Source organism: Fusibacter fontis (genome assembly GCF_055378735.1).
The window spans coordinates 1385577-1406351 of the sequence record NZ_AP042445.1 but is presented as its reverse complement, the minus strand read 5'-3'; the positions used below and the strand labels follow the sequence as shown (position 1 = coordinate 1406351).

Sequence of the window (20775 nt, the reverse complement as noted above, 5' to 3'; positions counted from 1 at the left end):
TGGTTCGTGTTTTAATCAATAGGTTCAACTTCAGTATATCATAGAAAAAGTACGACCTAAAAACTATTTATTCCGGTTGAGGAGTATGACGTGTTATACTAGAACATATATTGAAACAACTCATTTACATACAGTGATTGACATTGTAAATGCAAGGAGAATGTATGAAAATTTTACTGATGGCATTAAACTCTAAATTTATTCACTCAAATCTAGCAATTCGCTCGATTGCTGCATATTATCAAGAATACTATTGTCACTTAGATTATATGATCGAGGTTAAAGAATATACCATAAATAATGAAATGGATTTAATATTACAAGACATGGTCAAAGGAAGTTATGATGGTATTTTCGTTTCATCCTATATATGGAATATAGAAGCCCTCAATGTAATATTTACCAATTATCGCAAAATTAAATCAAATTCTTTTGTCATTTTTGGAGGACCAGAAGTTTCATTTGATCCAAAAGACCAACTGAAACAACATCCATATTTAAACGGGATTATTTGTGGAGAAGGCGAACGCATATTTTCCGAATTTTTACTTCATCTTCAAAATACTTGTTTGGAGGAAGCTTTTCGTCAAACACCGGGAATGGCCTATAGAGTAGGAATGGATTATTTTGAGAATCCACCAATGCCATTGATTGACCATTTAGAGGAAATTCCATTTCCATACTCAGACATGGCTCTTTATCAAAATCGGATAATTTACTATGAAAGTTCGAGAGGATGCCCTTATAATTGTAGTTACTGTCTTTCGTCTGCACTCAAGGGCGTTAGGCATCTGTCAATTGAACGTGTAAAACGAGATTTAAAGTTTTTTATTGACCAAAAAGTACCACAAGTTAAGTTTGTCGATCGTACCTTTAATGCAGTCAAATCACATGCACTTGCAATCATGAACTATTTAATGGAAATTGACAATGGCATTACCAATTTTCATTTTGAGATTACAGCATCGTTACTAGATGAGGATTATATTCAGTTGATTCAAAAATCGAGAAAAGGTCTTTTTCAATTTGAAGTCGGCATTCAAACAACGAATCAAATGACTCTAAGTGAAATACATCGTCCAATTCAGTTTGATCGCGTAAAAGAAAAATGTCTTCAAGTCATTCGAACTGGAAACGTACATCTACATGTGGATTTAATTGCCGGACTTCCATACGAAAATTATACGTCATTTCTAAATTCGTTTGATGATGTTTATGAAATTGGAGCTGAACAGCTGCAACTGGGCTTTCTTAAGATTCTAAAGGGAACGGCCATTTCGCGAGAGATTGAAAAACATGGATACGTAGTTAGAGTCCAAGCCCCTTATGAAGTTCTTTATAATAAACACATCTCATATGATGAGATGATTCAGTTGAAGGAATTAGAAAGAATACTTGAATATTATTATAATTCGGGAAAGTTTACTCATACACTGAAATTCTTAATGTCTTATAGTCAAGAAAGGCCAAGTCAGTTCTATCTGAAAATGTGTCAATATTTCAGAGATCAGAATCTTTTAAATACGTCCATTGGCACGTATCGATTATACGAAATTTTATATGATTACTGTAGTGTAACACCACCGTTTAATCTAATTGATCAAGATGTCCTTCGGGATTTTTTAAAACTGGATTATTATTTTTCAAATTTGAAAGGCAATAAGGAACTTTTTCACTATCCTGAAATTCCTCAGTTTAATAATAAGCGCTTTGAACTACTAAAAAATAAAGAATTTGTTGATCAGTACTGGACCAGTCAAAGTGACTTATCAACGAAAGCCTTAGTAAAAAATGTTGAATTCATAACACTCAAATATGATATAATCAATTTCATTCAAAGTAATTATCAACACCTTGAACCATCGTTGTCGGTGGTCATGTTAGATTATTTAGAAAGCGAGCAAGTGAAAATCTATCCAATTGACCTGAATTACTTTATTGATCACAAGGAGGAAACATGAATCATGTACTCGTGCACCACAATACCAAGCCTATTTCAATGGAAGTTAAGCACAAATTAGTTGCTTTATTAGAAGAAAAGGGCAAAAAAATTGTTACGACGAATCCAGATGTCATCATCGTTATTGGTGGTGATGGAACCATGTTGAGTGCGATCCGAAAATATAAACATTTAAAAAAGCCCTTTGTGGGAATTGATACAGGAACGTTAGGTTTTTTAACGACGATCATGCCTGATAATCTGGAGCGTATTTTTGACGTATTAGACGGAAAACAATTTAGAATCAATGCATATCCATTGTTAATGGTAAGCACCAAGACATTAAGTGGTGATATTTATACAGAGTATGCATTTAACGAAATCACCATCAAACACGTAGAACCTAAGCTAATGGAAGCAAAAGTGTACTTGAACTCAAAACCGTTTAATTATTATACAGGAGATGGGCTTATTATTTCGACTCCAATGGGCGCAACAGGATATGCAATTTGGGCAGGTGGAGCAGTTGTACATTCTGATATTCCCGTTTATCAAATTACACCACTGACGCCAAATGATAATAGTGTGAATCGCCCCATGAGCTCGACTATGATTGTGCCAAACCAGACGGTATTGGATGTAAATATTGTAAAAGCCCATAAACGAAAAGTCATTGTGGCTTGTGATGGAATCAAACTATCGAATGAATATATAGAAGAAATTCACATCAAGATAGCAGAAGATATGAAGATTGAAGTTATTCGATCGGACGAGTTTGACTATTTTGACTTGTATAAAAGAAAAATTATCGATAAGAATATAAGACGCGTATTAGAATAAAGAATATATGAATTAGATGATAGTGAAAGGTGAAAAATGGACGAGAAATTTCAACAAATTTTAAAAAAAATTCTAAAAAAACATTTAGATGACATTGTGTTTATTGAAATGAAGGAAGGTAAGAAAATTCAAATTTCTGGATTTGAAACGCCTGAGGGATTTTTACTTCCTGTTTTTATTCAAGATTTAGCTGAAAAAATTAAAGAAAATGAAATTGACAATATTCCGATTACCGCGATATTAAAGGGGTTAGTCTATTCAGTTGGTGCGCAAGCCGAAATTAATTTTCTATCAATGTATGAGACCATTCTATTGAGTTTAGATGCTTCAATTGTTCAAAGTATCTTAAACGATGGCATTCGATATGCAAACGAGAGAAATTATAGTACAGCAATATTGTATTTCAATGCAGCAGTTTTATTAGATGCCAACAATCTAGATGCATATTATAATATGGGACGTGCTTTTGAAGCGCTTAGCGAAGTAGAGGAAAGAACAGATCTTAAAAAACTCGTAAAATATTGCTATGAAAAATGCGTGAATATCGATCCGAGTTTCGCATATAGTTATTTCAACTTGGGAATCATTTACTATAATGAAGGTAACTATCAAAAAGCTGAAACTAATTGGATTAAAGCGCTTAGTTATGATCTTCCAGAAGAAATGCGTGAAGAAATTGCTACTGGTTTAGGCAAGGTAAGAGATCGTGCAACCTTTGAAAAGGGATATCAATATGTATTGGCAGGAAGGATTGATGATGGCTTAGAACTGCTAAAAGCACTCGAAGAAGAACATGACGAGTGGTGGGACTTAATGTTTTACATTGGTCTTGGCAATCGCATGTTAGAGCAGTATGAAGATGCTCTAAGTTATTTTTTAAAAGTCATGACTTTGAACACAGGTCACATTCAAACAATGAACGAAATTGGTATTTGTCTTATGTCGCTGGGTGATTATGACGAAGCTGAAAAGTATTATAAAGAAGCACTTAGATTGTCGCCAGAGAATGCAGAATTAATGTGTAATATGGGGATTGTAAAATACTCCAAAGGCAATACAGATGAAGCACTTAACTTGATTGAAAGGGCTATTGAAATTGCTCCAGATGATGAAGTCGCTGCTATGTGGCTCGCACACATACAATCTCGAAACTGAGATTTATGAATTAATTAGAACTTTAAATATAATATATGAGAATCAATTTATGGTACTTAAAGAATGCAGCTATTTTCAGTTGCATTCTTTTATTTTAAGCATTTGACATCTTTGTAAAAACTATTGAAGGCTTCAAAAAAATATAGTAGAATGAAATGAACTTAAAAAAATTGTTGAAGGCATCAAAAAAATATATAAAAGGTGATGACGATGATAAAAAAACTTGATGAGTTGATGCAAGTAGCAAGACAAGGATCAACAATGAGACTTGTAGTTGCCGCGGCACATGATGAAGATGTTTTAAGCGCAATATGCAAAGCCGCTGAAGAAAAATTAATCACCCCTATTCTTGTCGGGGATAAAAATGAAATCTTACGAATAGCAAAAGAAGAGCAATTAGAAATTGATTCATATGAAATAGTGGATATTCCTAATTTAGAAGAAGCTGCACAGTATTCTGTAAAACTTATATCAGATGGGAAAGGCGATTTTCTGATGAAAGGTTTGATTGATACAGCCATTTTGCTCAAAGCAGTTTTAAATAAGGAGTATGGACTCAGAACCGATCGCTTATTAAGCCATGTTATGATTTATGAAGTTCCTAAGTATCATAAGCTGATTTTTTTAACAGATGGCGGAATGAACATTGAACCGTCTTTTGATGAGAAAGTTAAAATTACTGAAAATGTTATAGATGTGTGCCGTGCGATGGGAAATCCACAAGTAAAAGTTGCATGTATCGCTGCTAAAGAGAAAGTGAATGAAAAAATGCCAACGACAGTGGATGCTAGAAAACTTCAAGAAATGTCGCAATCTGGACATTTTGGTAAAGATGTAATTGTTGAGGGTCCCCTTGCGCTTGATTTAGCGGTATCAAAAGAAGCCGCTGAAGTTAAAAAATTCTCAAGTCAAATCGCAGGGGATGCAGACGTATTGTTAGTACCTACGATTGAAGTTGGAAATGGAATTGGAAAAACATTAACGTATTTAGCTGGCGCAGAATCTGCAGGAATTATTATGGGCGCAAAGGTGCCTGTTGTTCTTGTATCGAGAGCAGATAGCTATGAAGCGAAACTAAATTCAATTGCACTGGGCAGTGTCATCGCTGCAAATAAATAAAAATTGAGTAAAGACAAAATATAAGGAGTAGGCGAATGAAAGTTTTATTAACTGGAAATGAAGCGGTTGCAAGAGGAGCTTTTGAAGCTGGCGTCACATATGCAAGCGCATATCCTGGTACACCTAGCACTGAAATACTCGAAAATATGATTGAGTACAAAGAAGATTTGATTGCTGAGTGGGCACCTAATGAAAAAGTAGCTCTCGAGTCAGTAATTGGGGCATCAATGGCTGGCGCAAGAACAATTGCTGCGATGAAACACGTAGGAGTGAATGTAGCAGCAGATCCACTTTTTACAATCGGTTATACCGGAATTACGGGTGGATTGGTTTTGGTTTCAGCAGATGATCCAGGTTGCCACAGTTCACAAAATGAACAAGATAATCGTTACTATGCAAAATTTAGCAAAATTGCGATGCTTGAACCAAGTGATTCACAAGAATCTCTTGACTATGTAAAAGCTGCATTTGAAATATCAGAAAAATTTGATGTGCCAGTTTTATTTAGAATGACAACTCGTGTCTGTCACTCAAAGGGATTAGTTGAACTTGGAGAAAGACAAAAATTCGATATAATACCATATAAAAAACAACCACAAAAATTTATCGCTGCGCCAGCTCATGCTAAAATGTTGCATCCAATTGTAGAAGATAAATTGATCAGAATGGAAGCTTTTTCAAATGAAACAGATTTAAATAGAATTGAATGGGGAAATAAAAAAATTGGTATAGTAACTTCTGGTGTTGCTTATACGTACGCTAAAGAAGTATTTGGAGATGATGCTTCTTATTTAAAACTTGGATTTACTTTCCCATTACCTATGGATAAAATCCGTTCGTTTGCAAAAGAAGTTGAAACTTTATATGTCATCGAAGAACTAGAACCATTTATTGAAGAACAAATGAAAGTTGCTGGTATTGAGTGTATTGGCAAAACAATGATTCCAAGAATTGGAGAATTGAACCCTGATATTGTTGCTAAATCACTTCTTGGCATAGAAAGAGAAACCATTCATCCAAATCCAGAACAAATTGTTGGTAGACCCCCTACTTTATGTGCAGGGTGTCCTCATAGAGGGTTCTTCTATTCATTGAGTAAAAAGAAGAATGTCGTGATTACAGGCGATATTGGATGCTATACTTTAGGTTCCGCAGAACCATTAAATGCGACAGATTCAGTAATTTGTATGGGCGCATCTATTTCTATGGGACATGGAGCATCAAAAGCATTTGAGAAAAACAATGTAGATAAACGTGTAGTATCGGTAATTGGCGATTCAACATTTTTCCATACAGGCATCAATTCGCTTATTCATGTTGCATATAATAGAGGAAATACAGTTAGTGTTATTTTAGATAACCGAATCACCGGTATGACTGGACACCAAGAAAATCCAGGTACAGGTTTTACTTTACAAGGTGATCCAGCGAACATCATAGACATTCCAAATTTGGTAAAATCAATTGGAATTGAGCACGTTGTGACGATAAATCCATTAAAACTTTCAGAAGTGGATCAAGCATTAGAAGAAGCATTTGCATACGATGGTCCTTCTGTTATCATTACAAGATGGCCATGTGTCCTTAAAAATTTCTCAGATGCTGACAAAAAAGAGTTCGATTTATCTAAAAAACAATGTCACGTAATTGAAGATCAATGTAGAGGCTGTAAAGTTTGTACAAAAACAGGTTGTCCAGCGATTAGCTTTGACAATGAAACAAAAAAGGCGAAAATCGACAAATATATGTGCGTAGGCTGTGAAGTTTGTCTTCAATCATGTCCATTCAAAGCAATCGAAAGAGTAGGTGAATAATATGTCAGACGTTAAAAACACATCAGATGTAAAAAATATATTACTATGCGGCGTAGGTGGTCAAGGTATCATTTTAGCTTCAAAAATATTATCAACGGGTCTGATTAAAGCCGGTTATGATGTGAAAATGAGTGAAGTTCACGGTATGGCACAACGTGGTGGTAGCGTAACTACTCAAGTTCGTTATGGTAAAAAAGTTTACTCACCTATAATCGGTAAAGGTCAAGCTGATGTCCTCGTATCATTTGAAACAATGGAAACACCTAGATGGATTGATTTTGTAAAACCAGAAGGAAAAGTTGTCGTGAACGCTTATGAAATTCCATCGGCAACTATTTTGTCAGGTGCGGCAAATTATCCTCAAGGCGTTATTGAAGATATTAGCTCGAAAATCAATACAACAGTATTCAAAGCTGCAGAATTAGCAGAATCGCTTGGGAACATAAAAACAATGAATGTTATTATTGTAGGTGCTCTTATTAAAGCGATGGGGTTAGAGAACATGGTTGATTGGACTGAAGTAATCCAGGAAACAGTAAAAGGGAAGTTCGTAGATATTAATATTGAAGCGTTAAACCTTGGAATGGCACAAGTTCATTAAGTCTAAGTAATCAAACCTAAAATTCATAGACAAAATAGTTACTTAAATAGATGATCTAGTAATAAGAAGATCATCTATTTTTTTATCTGTGGAAATTGCGTAACTACCTTTTATAGTGTGAAAATCATATAACATCAATTTTTAATCCATTACATGTCAGTTATAAAGAACGAAGCGTATCAAATGTTTCCAAATTGTTTCTCTCTATTTAAAAATGAAATCAAAATTCATTTAGCGATATATTATTTCAATCAGAGGTATTCTAATTAAGGGTTATGATCAGTTTATGCTGTTTTTCTCTTTTAAAATGCTATTTGCAGTTGAAAAACTACACATTTTATTACTTGAAGAGCTAAGATGATAATTGGTTTAGTTGTAGGATATATTGAATGAATTTTTTGAATAATTTTTCTTTTAAAATGAGGGTTGACTCATAATTTGAATGATGTTATTATAACTAAGCAGTTGTTTCTTAGACATAAATTCAATAGTTAATTTTCAATTGCACAGATAAAATAAAACCAATTACCAAAAACAAAAATATATTAAAATCTCAAATAAAGATATTGACATCTGGATGAAACGATGTTAATATAAAACAGTCGTCTCAAGCAATTGAGAACGATTACAAGACATCAACCAGGACCTTGAAAATTGAATAGCGCAAATGAAAAAAACCAAAAACGCAATTCTTTTGAAGAGTCGAGTTAGAGCAATTTAATGAGACACTCCAAAGAAAAGTATAAAACAACTAAACAGTTGTTTCCGGATAAACTTTGCAAGAAGTTTATACAAAAAAGCAAGTTAGCTCATTTATGAGATAACAGGCAAACTTTAAAATTAATTTTAAGAGTTTGATCCTGGCTCAGGATGAACGCTGGCGGCGTGCCTAACACATGCAAGTCGAGCGAGATTAAGTGGAGTGAGGACTTCGGTCCAAGTGAAGCTTATGAAAGCGGCGGACGGGTGAGTAACGCGTGGGCAACCTGCCCCATACAAAGGGATAGCCACTGGAAACGGTGATTAATACCTTATAAGTCGGTAGCATCGCATGATGTAGTCGACAAAGATTTATCGGTATGGGATGGGCCCGCGTCTGATTAGCTAGTTGGTGAGGTAACGGCTCACCAAGGCGACGATCAGTAGCCGACCTGAGAGGGTGATCGGCCACACTGGAACTGAGACACGGTCCAGACTCCTACGGGAGGCAGCAGTGGGGAATATTGCACAATGGGCGCAAGCCTGATGCAGCAACGCCGCGTGAGTGAAGAAGGCCTTCGGGTTGTAAAACTCTGTCCTATGGGAAGAAACAAATGACGGTACCATAGGAGGAAGCCCCGGCTAACTACGTGCCAGCAGCCGCGGTAATACGTAGGGGGCAAGCGTTATCCGGAATCACTGGGCGTAAAGGGTGCGTAGGTGGCTTATCAAGCCAGAGGTGAAAGGCATTGGCTCAACCAATGTAAGCCTTTGGAACTGATTAGCTTGAGTGCAGGAGAGGTAAGTGGAATTCCTAGTGTAGAGGTGAAATTCGTAGATATTAGGAGGAACACCAGTGGCGAAGGCGACTTACTGGACTGTAACTGACACTGAGGCACGAAAGCGTGGGTAGCGAACAGGATTAGATACCCTGGTAGTCCACGCCGTAAACGATGAATACTAGGTGTCGGGTGTCAAAGCTCGGTGCCGCAGCAAACGCATTAAGTATTCCGCCTGGGGAGTACGCACGCAAGTGTGAAACTCAAAGGAATTGACGGGGACCCGCACAAGCAGCGGAGCATGTGGTTTAATTCGAAGCAACGCGAAGAACCTTACCAGATCTTGACATCTCTCTGACCGATCCTTAGCCGGATTTTTCCTTCGGGACAGAGAAGACAGGTGGTGCATGGTTGTCGTCAGCTCGTGTCGTGAGATGTTGGGTTAAGTCCCGCAACGAGCGCAACCCTTGTGTTTAGTTGCAAACAGGTTAAGCTGTGCACTCTAAACAGACTGCCGTGGATAACACGGAGGAAGGTGGGGATGACGTCAAATCATCATGCCCCTTATGATCTGGGCTACACACGTGCTACAATGGTCGGTACAACGGGCAGCGAAAGAGCAATCTGGAGCGAATCCTAAAAAGCCGATCCCAGTTCGGATTGTGGGCTGAAACTCGCCCACATGAAGTTGGAGTTGCTAGTAATCGCGAATCAGAATGTCGCGGTGAATGCGTTCCCGGGTCTTGTACACACCGCCCGTCACACCATGGAAGTTGGGGGCGCCCGAAGCCAGTGGTCCAACCCGTAAGGGAGGAAGCTGTCGAAGGTGAAATCAATGACTGGGGTGAAGTCGTAACAAGGTAGCCGTATCGGAAGGTGCGGCTGGATCACCTCCTTTCTAAGGAGAAATAGACATTTGCGCTGTTCAATTTTGAGGGTCTTGTGACTGCTTAAAGATAAGAGATTATCAAAGAGTGGAAATAAGAACTTCATAAATGAATAGAAAACGATGGTTCACATAAAGAGCCGAAAGTGTGTGAGGATAAGCCCTCTTGGAAACTACGTTTCCCACGTCAGGTTCGATAAAATGTGAAACATTTTATCTCATGGGGGTTTAGCTCAGCTGGGAGAGCACCTGCCTTGCACGCAGGGGGTCAAGAGTTCGAATCTCTTAATCTCCACCATGAATCACATGTCTTTAAAGGATATGTGATTAAAAAATCGTACCTTGAAAATTGCATATAGAGAAGACATGAAAAAAGTGTAAAAAAAAGATCGAATGATGACACAGTAAGTCACAACGCTCTAGAAACTAACGTTTCTCACGAGCGCATGATGACACTACGTGCCACATGTAGGTCAAGTTAATAAGAGCATAGGGCGAATGCCTTGGCACTAGGAGCCGAAGAAGGACGTGGTAAGCTGCGAAAAGCTACGGGGAACTGCAAGCAAGTGTAGATCCGTAGATGTCCGAATGGGGAAACCCGGCTGGAGTAATGTCCAGTCATCCATAGCTGAATACATAGGCTATAGGAAGGGAACTCGGGGAACTGAAACATCTAAGTACCCGAAGGAAGAGAAAACAAAAGTGATTTCCAGAGTAGTGGCGAGCGAAATGGAAAGAGCCCAAACCTGAGTCTTCGGACGAAGGGGTGTGGACAGTCAATAAAGTGAAACTGTATTCTAGCAGAACTACTTGGGAAAGTAGGCCGAAGAGTGTGAGAGCCACGTAAGCGAAAGAAGAAGGATAACGAGACTGATCCGGAGTACCACGAAACACGAGAAATTTTGTGGGAAGCAGGCAGGACCATCTGCCAAGGCTAAATACTACCTAGTGACCGATAGAGAATAGTACCGTGAGGGAAAGGTGAAAAGAACCCCGAGAGGGGAGTGAAAAGAACCTGAAACCCTATGTTTACAAGCAATGGAAGTTCGTTAAAGAACGACCATGTACTTTTTGTAGAACGGGCCAACGAGTTACGTTATGCAGCAAGGTTAAGTGCTTCAGGCACGGAGCCGCAGCGAAAGCGAGTCTGAAAAGGGCGAAATAGTTGTATGGCGTAGACCCGAAACCGGGTGACCTATCCATGTGCAGGGTGAAGCGAGGGTAAAACCTCTTGGAGGCCCGAACCCATATCTGTTGAAAAAGGTTGGGATGACATGTGGATAGCGGAGAAATTCCAATCGAACCCGGAGATAGCTGGTTCTCCTCGAAATAGCTTTAGGGCTAGCCTTGAGGTAAAGAGATACGGGGGTAGAGCACTGAATGACCTAGGGGCTTTCACCGGCTACCGAAGTCTATCAAACTCCGAATACCGATATCTTATACTCAGGAGTCAGACTGTGTGTGATAAGATTCATAGTCAAAAGGGAAACAGCCCAGACCATCAGCTAAGGTCCCAAAATGTAAGTTAAGTGGAAAAGGATGTGGAATTGCACAGACAACTAGGATGTTGGCTTAGAAGCAGCCATACATTTAAAGAGTGCGTAATAGCTCACTAGTCGAGTGATTCTGCGCCGAAGATTACCGGGGCTAAAACTTACTACCGAAGCTATGGAATTAGAGTAATCTAATTGGTAGAGGAGCATTGTATACGGGGCGAAGCAAGATCGTAAGGACTTGTGGACTGTATAGAAGAGAGAATGTTGGCATGAGTAACGAGAGACGGGTGAGAATCCCGTCCGCCGAAAACCCAAGGTTTCCTGAGGAAGGTTCGTCCGCTCAGGGTAAGTCAGGGCCTAAGCCGAGGACGAAAGTCGTAGGCGATGGACAACAGGTAAAGATTCCTGTACCACCGAGAACCGTTTGAGAGAGGGAATGACACAGGAGGTTATGCTAAGCGCACGATTGGTTGAGTGCGTCCAAGCAGCGAGTCTGAGAGGTAGGCAAATCCGCCTCTTATAAGGGTGAGCTGTGATGGGGAGTGAAAATAGTAGCGAAGTAGCAGATATCACACTGTCAAGAAAAGTTTCTATCGAGGGAGCAGGTGCCTGTACCGTAAACCGACACAGGTGGGAGAGTAGAAAATACTAAGGCGAGCGAGAAAACTATTGTTAAGGAACTCGGCAAAATGACCCCGTAACTTCGGGAGAAGGGGTGCCGACTCAGGTTCAGAGCTAGAGTCGGCCGCAGAGGATAGGTCCAAGCGACTGTTTACCAAAAACACAGGTCTCTGCTAAATCGAAAGATGATGTATAGGGGCTGACGCCTGCCCGGTGCTGGAAGGTTAAGGGGAAGTGTTAGAGCAATCGAAGCACAGAACTGAAGCCCCAGTAAACGGCGGCCGTAACTATAACGGTCCTAAGGTAGCGAAATTCCTTGTCGGGTAAGTTCCGACCCGCACGAAAGGCGTAACGATTTGGACGCTGTCTCAACAATAGACTCGGTGAAATTGTAGTACCGGTAAAGATGCCGGTTACCCGCAGCTAGACGGAAAGACCCCGTGGAGCTTTACTGCAGCTTGGCACTGGATAATGGTATATCATGTACAGGATAGGTGGGAGACTGAGAAGTTAGGACGCTAGTCTTAGCGGAGTCGCCGTTGGGATACCACTCTTGATATAACGTTATTCTAACTATGACCAGTTACCCTGGTTTAGGACAATGTCAGGTGGGCAGTTTGACTGGGGCGGTCGCCTCCTAAAGAGTAACGGAGGCGCCTAAAGGTTCCCTCAGCGCGGTTGGAAATCGCGCGAAGAGTGTAAAGGCAAAAGGGAGCTTGACTGCGAGAGAGACATTTCGAGCAGGTACGAAAGTAGAGCTTAGTGATCCGGTGGCACCGCATGGAAGGGCCATCGCTCAACGGATAAAAGCTACCCCGGGGATAACAGGCTTATCTCCCCCAAGAGTCCACATCGACGGGGAGGTTTGGCACCTCGATGTCGGCTCGTCTCATCCTGGGGCTGAAGTAGGTCCCAAGGGTTGGGCTGTTCGCCCATTAAAGAGGCACGCGAGCTGGGTTCAGAACGTCGTGAGACAGTTCGGTCCCTATCTGCTGTGGGCGTAGGAAATTTGAGAGGAGCTGTCCTTAGTACGAGAGGACCGGGATGGACGAACCGCTGGTGGATCAGTTGTCATGCCAATGGCACAGCTGAGTAGCTAAGTTCGGACGGGATAAGCGCTGAAGGCATCTAAGCGCGAAGCCCCCCTCAAGATGAGATTTCCCATCCAGAAATGGAGTAAGATCCCATGAAGATAATGTGGTAATAGGCCTGAGGTGTAAGTGCAGTAATGCATTCAGCTGACAGGTACTAATAGATCGAGGACTTGACCTAACGATCCAAACACTTTTAAATGAACCTCTATATGTGATTTTCAGGGTCTGATGACCTAGGGTTTGATAACCTTAACTTTGTGTAGATTCATTTATGTGAAAGCATAAATGATTTATATAAGGAGCGAATATATGTTGTGCGTAAGCAATCCGCAGGACGAAGTCCGAGGACGCTTGCTGAAGCAGAAGCATATATGAGCGTAGCCTAGTCAATTTGCTTCGCAAACTGACCTACGGCTGAAATTGTAAACAATTTCATATCTAGTGATGATGGCGGAGGGGAAACACCTGTTCCCATACCGAACACAGAAGTAAAGTCCTCCAGCGTCGATGGTACTTGGCGGGTAGCTGCCTGGGAGAGTAGAACGTCGCTAGTTTGTTCTTTAAGAACTAAAAAGTATTCCAAGGTAGCTCAACAATCATGGAGCAAAGCGAAATGTGATGTTTATAAGTGATTGTTACACCAAAGAATATGAAATGCTTTTAAAAGTATTCCAAGGTAGCTCAACGGTGGAGCACTCGGCTGTTAACCGATAGGCTGAGGGTTCGAATCCCTCCCTTGGAGCCATTTATTTGTGGCCCCTTGGTCAAGCGGTCAAGACACCGCCCTTTCACGGCGGTAACAGGGGTTCGATTCCCCTAGGGGTCACCATTTACGTTTTACTAAGTAAAACGGTCGACGTTAAATTCGAAGAATTTTAGGAGACTAACGAAGTAAAATAGTCGATGATTTATCGAAAAGTAATAAAGAACATAAGTGTTTACGTGGAAGTTTAGCTCAGCTGGGAGAGCATCTGCCTTACAAGCAGAGGGTCATAGGTTCGATCCCTATAACTTCCACCATTTAATGCGGGTATGGCGGAATTGGCAGACGCGCTAGACTTAGGATCTAGTGACTGGTTCGTGGGGGTTCAAGTCCCTCTACCCGCACCAATTTGCGGAAGTGGCTCAGTGGTAGAGCATCGCCTTGCCAAGGCGAGGGTCGCGAGTTCGAATCTCGTCTTCCGCTCCAATTTTGCGGGTGTAGCTCAATGGTAGAGCCCCAGCCTTCCAAGCTGGTTGTGAGAGTTCGATTCTCTTCACCCGCTCCAATTTTTTAATGAGGTTCATTAGCTCAGTCGGTAGAGCACCTGACTTTTAATCAGGGTGTCCCGCGTTCGAATCGCGGATGAATCACCAAATCGGCGGCGTAGCCAAGTGGTAAGGCATAGGTCTGCAAAACCTCTATTCACCAGTTCAAATCTGGTCGCCGCCTCCATTTATTTATGCGCTCTTAGCTCAATTGGATAGAGTGTCTGACTACGAATCAGAAGGTTAGGGGTTCGAATCCCTTAGGGCGCGCCAATTTAATAGTGGAAGTTTAGCTCAGCTGGGAGAGCATCTGCCTTACAAGCAGAGGGTCATAGGTTCGATCCCTATAACTTCCACCATTTTATGTGTACATGAACTGAAGTGCAAATCCGGTGTTACACGTAACTCATTTATACTTATTATAAATGAGATTTTTATTTAGCGGGTATGGCGGAATTGGCAGACGCGCTAGACTTAGGATCTAGTGACAAGTTCGTGGGGGTTCAAGTCCCTCTACCCGCACCAATTTGCGGAAGTGGCTCAGTGGTAGAGCATCGCCTTGCCAAGGCGAGGGTCGCGAGTTCGAATCTCGTCTTCCGCTCCATCTAAAAAAGAACATGATGAAAATCATGTTCTTTTTTATTTTGCTAATCGTTCAAATAGAGACATAATGATTTTAAATACAGGCACAGCTAAATCTAAGATAAACCAAAATAAACCAAAATAAACCAAAATAAATCAACGACAAATCAACGACAAATCACCGATGAATCAAAATTAATTCAATGAGTAAATCAAATTTTTTTGAATGAAGTTCATTTGATAAAAAAAGCAAAACTATATATTAGAACGGGACTTCAAAAAGAAGATAAGTGATTTTCATTATGATGGGTATATAAAAACAAAATAACGTTACCTAGAGTCTGTCATATAATGACAACTTATATACGTCTAGATGAGGCTATGGTATAATGTGAATATAAAAATGTATGTAATTATAAGGAGATTAAGCATGACGGAGTTTAAAAAGTATATTCCAATTGTGACTTACGCAATTTTTTTGTATTTAGGTATTTCAAATATTGATATAATTGGTGGAGTTATAAGTAATATGTTATCGATATTTACACCTTTAATTGTCGGAATCGTTATTGCATTTATTTTAAATCTTTTGATGAAAATTATTGAAGAGCGCGTATATCCCAAGAAAACAAAAAATAAGTTTTTATTAAAGAAGAAGCGTATGATTTCATTACTTTCAACATATATTATAGCTATAACATTTATCGTAGTTATTATTCTATTTATAATTCCTCAAGTTATTGATAGCAGCAAGACTTTGGTTGAAAAATTACCTGAGTATGGTTCGAAAATCACTGACTACGGAATAAAGTTGTATGAAGAGCTAGGATTGTCAAATGAGATTGTAATGAATGTTTTTGGAAATTTAAAATCATTACTATCAGGACTTACGAATTTTACAGCAAATACGCTAAAAGCCGTTTTATCAGTAACAATGGGGATTACATCTGGTGCTTTGAACTTTTTTATGGGACTTGTATTTTCTGTGTACTTACTTGCACAAAAAGAAAAGTTTATCTCAATTATTAGTAGAATAAATTTAGCATTCAATAAAGAAAAAGTAGCAAAATATTTGGCTAATTTAGCATGGGATATCAATCATACATTTTCACGTTTTGTAGGGGGGCAAATAACAGAAGCGATTATTTTAGGAACATTATGTTTTATAGGTTTATTAATTTTCAATATACCTTATGCACCTTTGGTAAGCGTTTTGATTGCAATCACAAGCCTAATTCCGATAATTGGAGCTTTTATCGGCACAGTTCCGTCGGTACTAATGATCGCTATGGAAAGTCCAACTAAAGCATTGTTCTTTGTCATTTTCATATTAATACTACAACAATTGGAAGGAAATTTGATTTATCCAAGAGTTGTAGGTAATGCAATTGGAATAGATGGATTTTGGGTTTTTCTCGCAATTGTCGTAGGTGGTGGCTTATTTGGTATTATTGGAATGCTGATTGGTGTACCAATGATGGCAGTAATTTATTCTATTGTTAGAAATATCGTGAATTACAGGCTGAATAAAAATCAAAGTGAGGTAAAAATCAACATTTAGGCATTAAGCATTTAAGTATTAAAGCAGTTGAACATTTATACATTTGAACAATCCAATATTCAAATATGAAAATAAATGATTAATCTAACAATTCAATATTTGGTATTATAAACGTATCTGAATTTGATTCTTACACAGATTTTCTATGTGACTATGGAGGTATGATGAAACCTTTGCTAGAAGAAATTCGAAATGTGATACATGAGCAATTAAATTTTGAAGATTATGACTTAACTTCTTATGGAAGTCATGACTTAAAGAATTATTTAACTTACATGATTTCTCATAATAATCGTAAGTTTATGATGAAAATTTTTTTGAACGAGAATGATTTTTTACGGGAACAAAGAATTTTACCATCTCTATATGAAGTCAATCCAATTAAAATTGTGAAAGTTGGAAAATTTGATCGAGAACTTACTTGGATGATTTATGAGCATATTGAAGGCTGGCATTTAGATCACATTATGGGTGATTTGGATTTAGATCAATTGAGAATGCTTTTTTATGAAATTGGAGTTCATCTTGCAAAAATACACACTATTACTCCGTTTGAACATTTTGTAGATAAACAAACCAATTGTCATCTTGAACTGCATCAATATAAGGAATATATCATTTCTGATACTGAAAAAGCCATAGAAAGCATTTCTTTTCAAGACATCGAACAGCTAGATATTTTAAGTCGTTCTATTGATGTTACTAGAAGTCTTTATGAAAATATAAGAACATTAAAACAGGGTCGATTGACTCATGGTGATATTAATGGACACAATATTCTTATTAACTTGCAAGTGGATAAAAGTGTTCATATAAAGCGTATGCTCAATTTTGATAATTGTGTGGTGTTTAACGAGTATGAAGATATTATAGGATTATATAAAAACTATTTTCTGAATGAACCCAAGCTAATTCCACATTTTTTTAAAGGATATGAGTCGCAATTAGAAGTTACAAAAGAGTTTAATCAAGAATTGATTTTTAACCTTTTTAGAAAAGGAATTATAGATATAACAAGAAGGAAATTAGATAATGATTCTTCTTTTTTAAAGGATGTCCAGTATCTAAGTAAATTGTTAAAAAATTTCAATTTATTAAATAAGCTTTATGATAAGAAATAGATAGATATAAAAAATAAGATATAAGATATGAGATATTAGCCGCAAGATATGATATGAATTCAAAACAAATATAAAAATCACAATCTACCAATAGCGGTGACTGTGATTTAAAAAATTGTGATAGGTTTATTGAAATAGATTTATTGAAATAGATTTAATGTATTATGATTCTAAGTGATAGTAATCCTTGAGTTCTAATAAGACACGTTCAGCTAGTGAATCTTCTATAATACAAGCAATTTTCGTTTCAGAAGATGAGATCATTTCTATATTTATACCGAGTTCGTATAGTTTTCCAAAAAGTGTCGATGCAATTTTTACATCAGATGAAATTCGGTGTCCTTCAATTGATAATTTAGAAACGTGGCGTTTTAAAACTGAAGGTGATGCACCTACATTTTCAATGAAAGAATTCAACAAGGTCTGAACCTTTAAAAAATCCTCATCTTGAAGTGTAAATGAAATATCAATAAGGCCGTCATGATTGATATTCTGTACAATCATATCGATTGAAACTTGATGATCTTCAAAGGACGAAAAAAGTTGATAAGCAATCCCGGGCTTATCTGGAACATTTGGAATTGTAATACGCGCAATATTTTTTTGAAGGGTTATATTGCTAATCGTTGTTTGTAAATTTACATTTGAGTTTGTCATAAGTATTCATTGCCTCTAATCGTCTAGTATGTCATGAATCATTGAAGGATCATATTTTAGCATTTACTTAAATTAAGACTTAATCTAATGGAAATCAAAGTTAAATAATTCTATATCATCTGAATATTCCTATTCGGTGGAGCCTCAGTTCCGGTGTGGCGTGAGCCACTTGTCCGGAACCATTGAGCCACCAGCGAGTTTTTAGTTATTCGCTTAATCGTTTATCTAGACCATAGACTTCTCGCATGGATAAATCTTTTGTAGGGTCTACACTTTCGATGTTTATCTTGTATGAATCATGTACGATGCGATCTAGTATTGCATCTGCTAAAGGTGAATCATCTCCACCAAGTTGATCATACCAACCTTCGTGTCGGTATTGTGAACAGAAGATTGTAGATGAGTGTTTTCTTCTTCTGTGCAAAAGTTCAAATATGTCTTTTGCTTCCGTAGCTGTAGGTTTTAATAGCAACCATTCATCAATAATCAGCAGCAAAGGATTAGAATATTTTGCCATTACTTTTTTATAGGTACCTTCGTTTCTTGAATGTTCAAGATCAAGAAGTAAGTCAGGAAGTCGCACATATTGTGTTTTAAACTTATGTTTACAGGCTTCCATGCCAAAAGCATTAGCAAGATATGTTTTGCCACTTCCAGTCGCACCTGTTATAAATATATTTCTAAATTCAGCTATATACTCACAAGTTGCAAGACGTTTAATCAAGTCTTTGTTGATTTTTCGACCTGAGGAATAATTAATATCTACGATACTTGCGCCGGGTTGTTCAAACTCTGCATTTTTTATCAAACGATACAGTCGATTATTTTTCCTTCTTGTGTACTCAATATCAACCATCATTCCAATACGATCTTCAAAATCAATATCTTTCATTTGAGGATCGGTAATTTGTTGACGATAAGCATCTGCCATTGCGGTTAATCGCATTTCTATAAGTTTATCAATAGTCGAATTATTTATCATTATTTTTACCTCCATAGTAGTTAGATCCGCGTGTTACACCGAATTTGTTCTTTACGATCTGCTCAGGTATAGGCTTTGGCTTATCAAGTATCCTAGCGGCAAGAATATTTTTGATACTCTTGTAACTTGGACTCGAAGTATAACTCAAAGCTTTTTCACAAGCTGCTTCAAGGCTTTCTTCAGAATGTCTCTCGGCTAGCCTGAGTAATCCCATGCAGCTTTTATAGGTTTGTTGCTCCACGCGACTGGAGGCAAGAATAGCGCTGATAACTTTATGTGTATGTGTGCCAATTTGTTCGGCCCATTTTCTAAAGCGATCGCCATTCCATTCAAGATACTTTTGATGATCTAGAGGCATATGCTCCAAGATGGTACTGTATTGACCCTTGCGTCCATAAAGTCGCTTGTGGGAGGCAATACGGTTATGATTGTAAAAGATTTCGATGACTCTATCTGTTACCCGCACATCTACTTTACGTTTGATATACTCATACGGAACGGAATATAGCATTCCATCCAAAGATATGTGATAATTAAACTGAACGGTGGCTTGTTTCCAGTCTGCCAGTTCGTAAGAGGTAGTGGGTAGTGGGCTTAGGAAAGGCAACTCTTCGTAGTGGAAGAGACTCCACCTGCTGCCTTCTTTCTTTTGGAAATCCTTTGAGTTAAAAATCTCAAGTTTTTCTTTAATCGCAGCATTGAGTTCCACTAAAGTGAAGAACTGTTCATTTCTTAAAGCAGCTGTAATCCAAGTAGAAATGTTACCAACGGTACCCTCGACATTTGCTTTGTCTTTCGGTTTTCTAACCCTTGCTGGAATGATTGCAGTACCATAATGTTCAGCCATTTCATGATACGTGGCATTGAGTTTTGGCGTGTACCAATCTTTGGTGTGAACTACCGCTGTTTTGCAATTATCTGGAACTAGAATCTTAGTAACACCACCAAAGTAGTTGTACATATGAACATGGGCCGTTATCCAAGCACGTTGCTTTTCATTGATGAAGGCTTCAACATACGCGTATTGACTATAAGTCATGACACTAACAAAAAGATATGCATCTATGACTTCGCCGGTATCGGGATCAATTATTTTGGCTGGATCACCAGCCCAATCTACCTCGACTTGTTCTCCAGGTTTTCGACTAATATGCATAGTTGCACGACGCTTTTGTTCATCCTCTTGAAGGTAACGACAAAACTGAGAGTACATGAGTGGTGTTTCACCGCTAAGTCTGCATTCTTCCATGTACTCAGCCCAAAGCAACTTCTTGCTTACACCGTTTTTAAGCAGTTCGCCTCGGATGTACGCATAGTTGGGTTGGCGCTTGCCATGAGGCTCTTTCTGAGCAGGGAAAAGTAATGTTTGCCACTCATGGTTGGTTCTTGTGTTACTCTTTGTCCACTGGACACCTAATTCGGTCGCTTTTTTAACTATTTTTGCGACTGTGTTGCGCGAACAAGAACAGCTGAGCGCAATATTTCGCTCACTAAACCCAAGACTTTTAAGTCTCAGAATTTCATTATAATCGGTCATTAAATGACCTCCTTTACATGTATTTACATCTTTTGGATGTATGA

The 20775-nt window shown here is 38.5% G+C and carries 11 protein-coding genes, 13 tRNA genes and 3 rRNA genes; 24 read left to right on the top strand and 3 right to left on the bottom strand.

Going from position 1 to position 20775, the window contains the following annotated elements; genetic code table 11:
- The first annotated feature begins 164 nt into the window (after positions 1-164).
- From ACZ41W_RS06365 to ACZ41W_RS06250, 24 genes are all read left to right on the top strand, one after another.
- The gene (locus ACZ41W_RS06365) at positions 165-1961 is read left to right on the top strand and encodes a B12-binding domain-containing radical SAM protein (protein ID WP_464314034.1); all 1797 of its coding nucleotides are present in this window, start codon (positions 165-167) and stop codon (positions 1959-1961) included.
- Complete coding sequence (locus tag ACZ41W_RS06360; RefSeq protein ID WP_464314033.1) at positions 1958-2779, top strand: NAD(+)/NADH kinase; 822 nt, start codon at positions 1958-1960, stop codon at positions 2777-2779. The genes ACZ41W_RS06365 and ACZ41W_RS06360 overlap by 4 nt, the downstream gene beginning before the upstream one ends.
- A gap of 36 nt (positions 2780-2815) precedes the next feature.
- A complete protein-coding gene (locus ACZ41W_RS06355) occupies positions 2816-3934 on the top strand; it encodes a tetratricopeptide repeat protein (protein WP_464314032.1) in 1119 nt (372 codons plus the stop codon).
- Positions 3935-4144: 210 nt separating this feature from the next.
- A complete protein-coding gene (locus ACZ41W_RS06350; RefSeq protein ID WP_464314031.1) occupies positions 4145-5053 on the top strand; it encodes a bifunctional enoyl-CoA hydratase/phosphate acetyltransferase in 909 nt (302 codons plus the stop codon).
- 35 nt (positions 5054-5088) lie between these two features.
- Positions 5089-6867, top strand: a complete 1779-nt coding sequence (gene iorA, locus ACZ41W_RS06345) for an indolepyruvate ferredoxin oxidoreductase subunit alpha (RefSeq protein ID WP_464314030.1) — start codon at positions 5089-5091, stop codon at positions 6865-6867.
- 1 nt (position 6868) lies between these two features.
- A complete protein-coding gene (locus ACZ41W_RS06340; protein WP_464314029.1) occupies positions 6869-7468 on the top strand; it encodes an indolepyruvate oxidoreductase subunit beta in 600 nt (199 codons plus the stop codon).
- Between the two features lie 842 nt (positions 7469-8310).
- Positions 8311-9844: ribosomal RNA gene (locus ACZ41W_RS06335) — 16S ribosomal RNA — on the top strand.
- Positions 9845-10054: 210 nt separating this feature from the next.
- A tRNA-Ala gene (locus tag ACZ41W_RS06330) sits at positions 10055-10130 on the top strand.
- Positions 10131-10303: 173 nt separating this feature from the next.
- Positions 10304-13221 (top strand): 23S ribosomal RNA (locus ACZ41W_RS06325).
- 259 nt (positions 13222-13480) lie between these two features.
- Positions 13481-13597 (top strand): 5S ribosomal RNA (gene rrf, locus ACZ41W_RS06320).
- The 16S, 23S and 5S rRNA genes sit together here with 13 tRNA genes alongside, the layout of an rRNA operon.
- 116 nt (positions 13598-13713) lie before the next feature.
- Positions 13714-13788: transfer RNA gene (locus ACZ41W_RS06315), tRNA-Asn, on the top strand.
- Between the two features lie 9 nt (positions 13789-13797).
- A tRNA-Glu gene (locus tag ACZ41W_RS06310) sits at positions 13798-13872 on the top strand.
- A 115-nt stretch (positions 13873-13987) separates the two neighbouring features.
- A tRNA-Val gene (locus tag ACZ41W_RS06305) sits at positions 13988-14063 on the top strand.
- A 6-nt stretch (positions 14064-14069) separates the two neighbouring features.
- Positions 14070-14153 (top strand) — tRNA-Leu (locus ACZ41W_RS06300).
- A gap of 4 nt (positions 14154-14157) precedes the next feature.
- Positions 14158-14232: transfer RNA gene (locus tag ACZ41W_RS06295), tRNA-Gly, on the top strand.
- A gap of 5 nt (positions 14233-14237) precedes the next feature.
- Positions 14238-14311 (top strand) — tRNA-Gly (locus ACZ41W_RS06290).
- A 12-nt stretch (positions 14312-14323) separates the two neighbouring features.
- Positions 14324-14399 (top strand) — tRNA-Lys (locus ACZ41W_RS06285).
- 4 nt (positions 14400-14403) lie between these two features.
- Positions 14404-14478 (top strand) — tRNA-Cys (locus tag ACZ41W_RS06280).
- A gap of 9 nt (positions 14479-14487) precedes the next feature.
- Positions 14488-14564, top strand: a tRNA-Arg gene (locus tag ACZ41W_RS06275).
- A 10-nt stretch (positions 14565-14574) separates the two neighbouring features.
- Positions 14575-14650 (top strand) — tRNA-Val (locus ACZ41W_RS06270).
- Positions 14651-14732: 82 nt separating this feature from the next.
- Positions 14733-14816 (top strand) — tRNA-Leu (locus ACZ41W_RS06265).
- 4 nt (positions 14817-14820) lie between these two features.
- Positions 14821-14895, top strand: a tRNA-Gly gene (locus tag ACZ41W_RS06260).
- Between the two features lie 408 nt (positions 14896-15303).
- On the top strand, positions 15304-16434 hold the full coding sequence (locus ACZ41W_RS06255) for an AI-2E family transporter (RefSeq protein WP_464314028.1): 1131 nt from the start codon (positions 15304-15306) through the stop codon (positions 16432-16434).
- A gap of 164 nt (positions 16435-16598) precedes the next feature.
- Complete coding sequence (locus tag ACZ41W_RS06250) at positions 16599-17555, top strand: phosphotransferase family protein (RefSeq protein WP_464314027.1); 957 nt, start codon at positions 16599-16601, stop codon at positions 17553-17555.
- Between the two features lie 162 nt (positions 17556-17717).
- On the opposite strand, the gene ACZ41W_RS06245 is transcribed toward ACZ41W_RS06250, so the two are convergent.
- From ACZ41W_RS06245 to istA, 3 genes are all read right to left on the bottom strand, one after another.
- Positions 17718-18212, bottom strand: coding sequence for an ACT domain-containing protein (locus ACZ41W_RS06245; RefSeq protein WP_464314026.1), 495 nt, complete (start codon positions 18210-18212; stop codon positions 17718-17720).
- A 205-nt stretch (positions 18213-18417) separates the two neighbouring features.
- A complete protein-coding gene (gene istB, locus ACZ41W_RS06240; RefSeq protein ID WP_464311843.1) occupies positions 18418-19194 on the bottom strand; it encodes an IS21-like element helper ATPase IstB in 777 nt (258 codons plus the stop codon).
- The gene (gene istA, locus ACZ41W_RS06235) at positions 19184-20731 is read right to left on the bottom strand and encodes an IS21 family transposase (protein ID WP_464311844.1); all 1548 of its coding nucleotides are present in this window, start codon (positions 20729-20731) and stop codon (positions 19184-19186) included. The genes istB and istA overlap by 11 nt, the downstream gene beginning before the upstream one ends.
- Positions 20732-20775 lie beyond the last annotated feature (44 nt).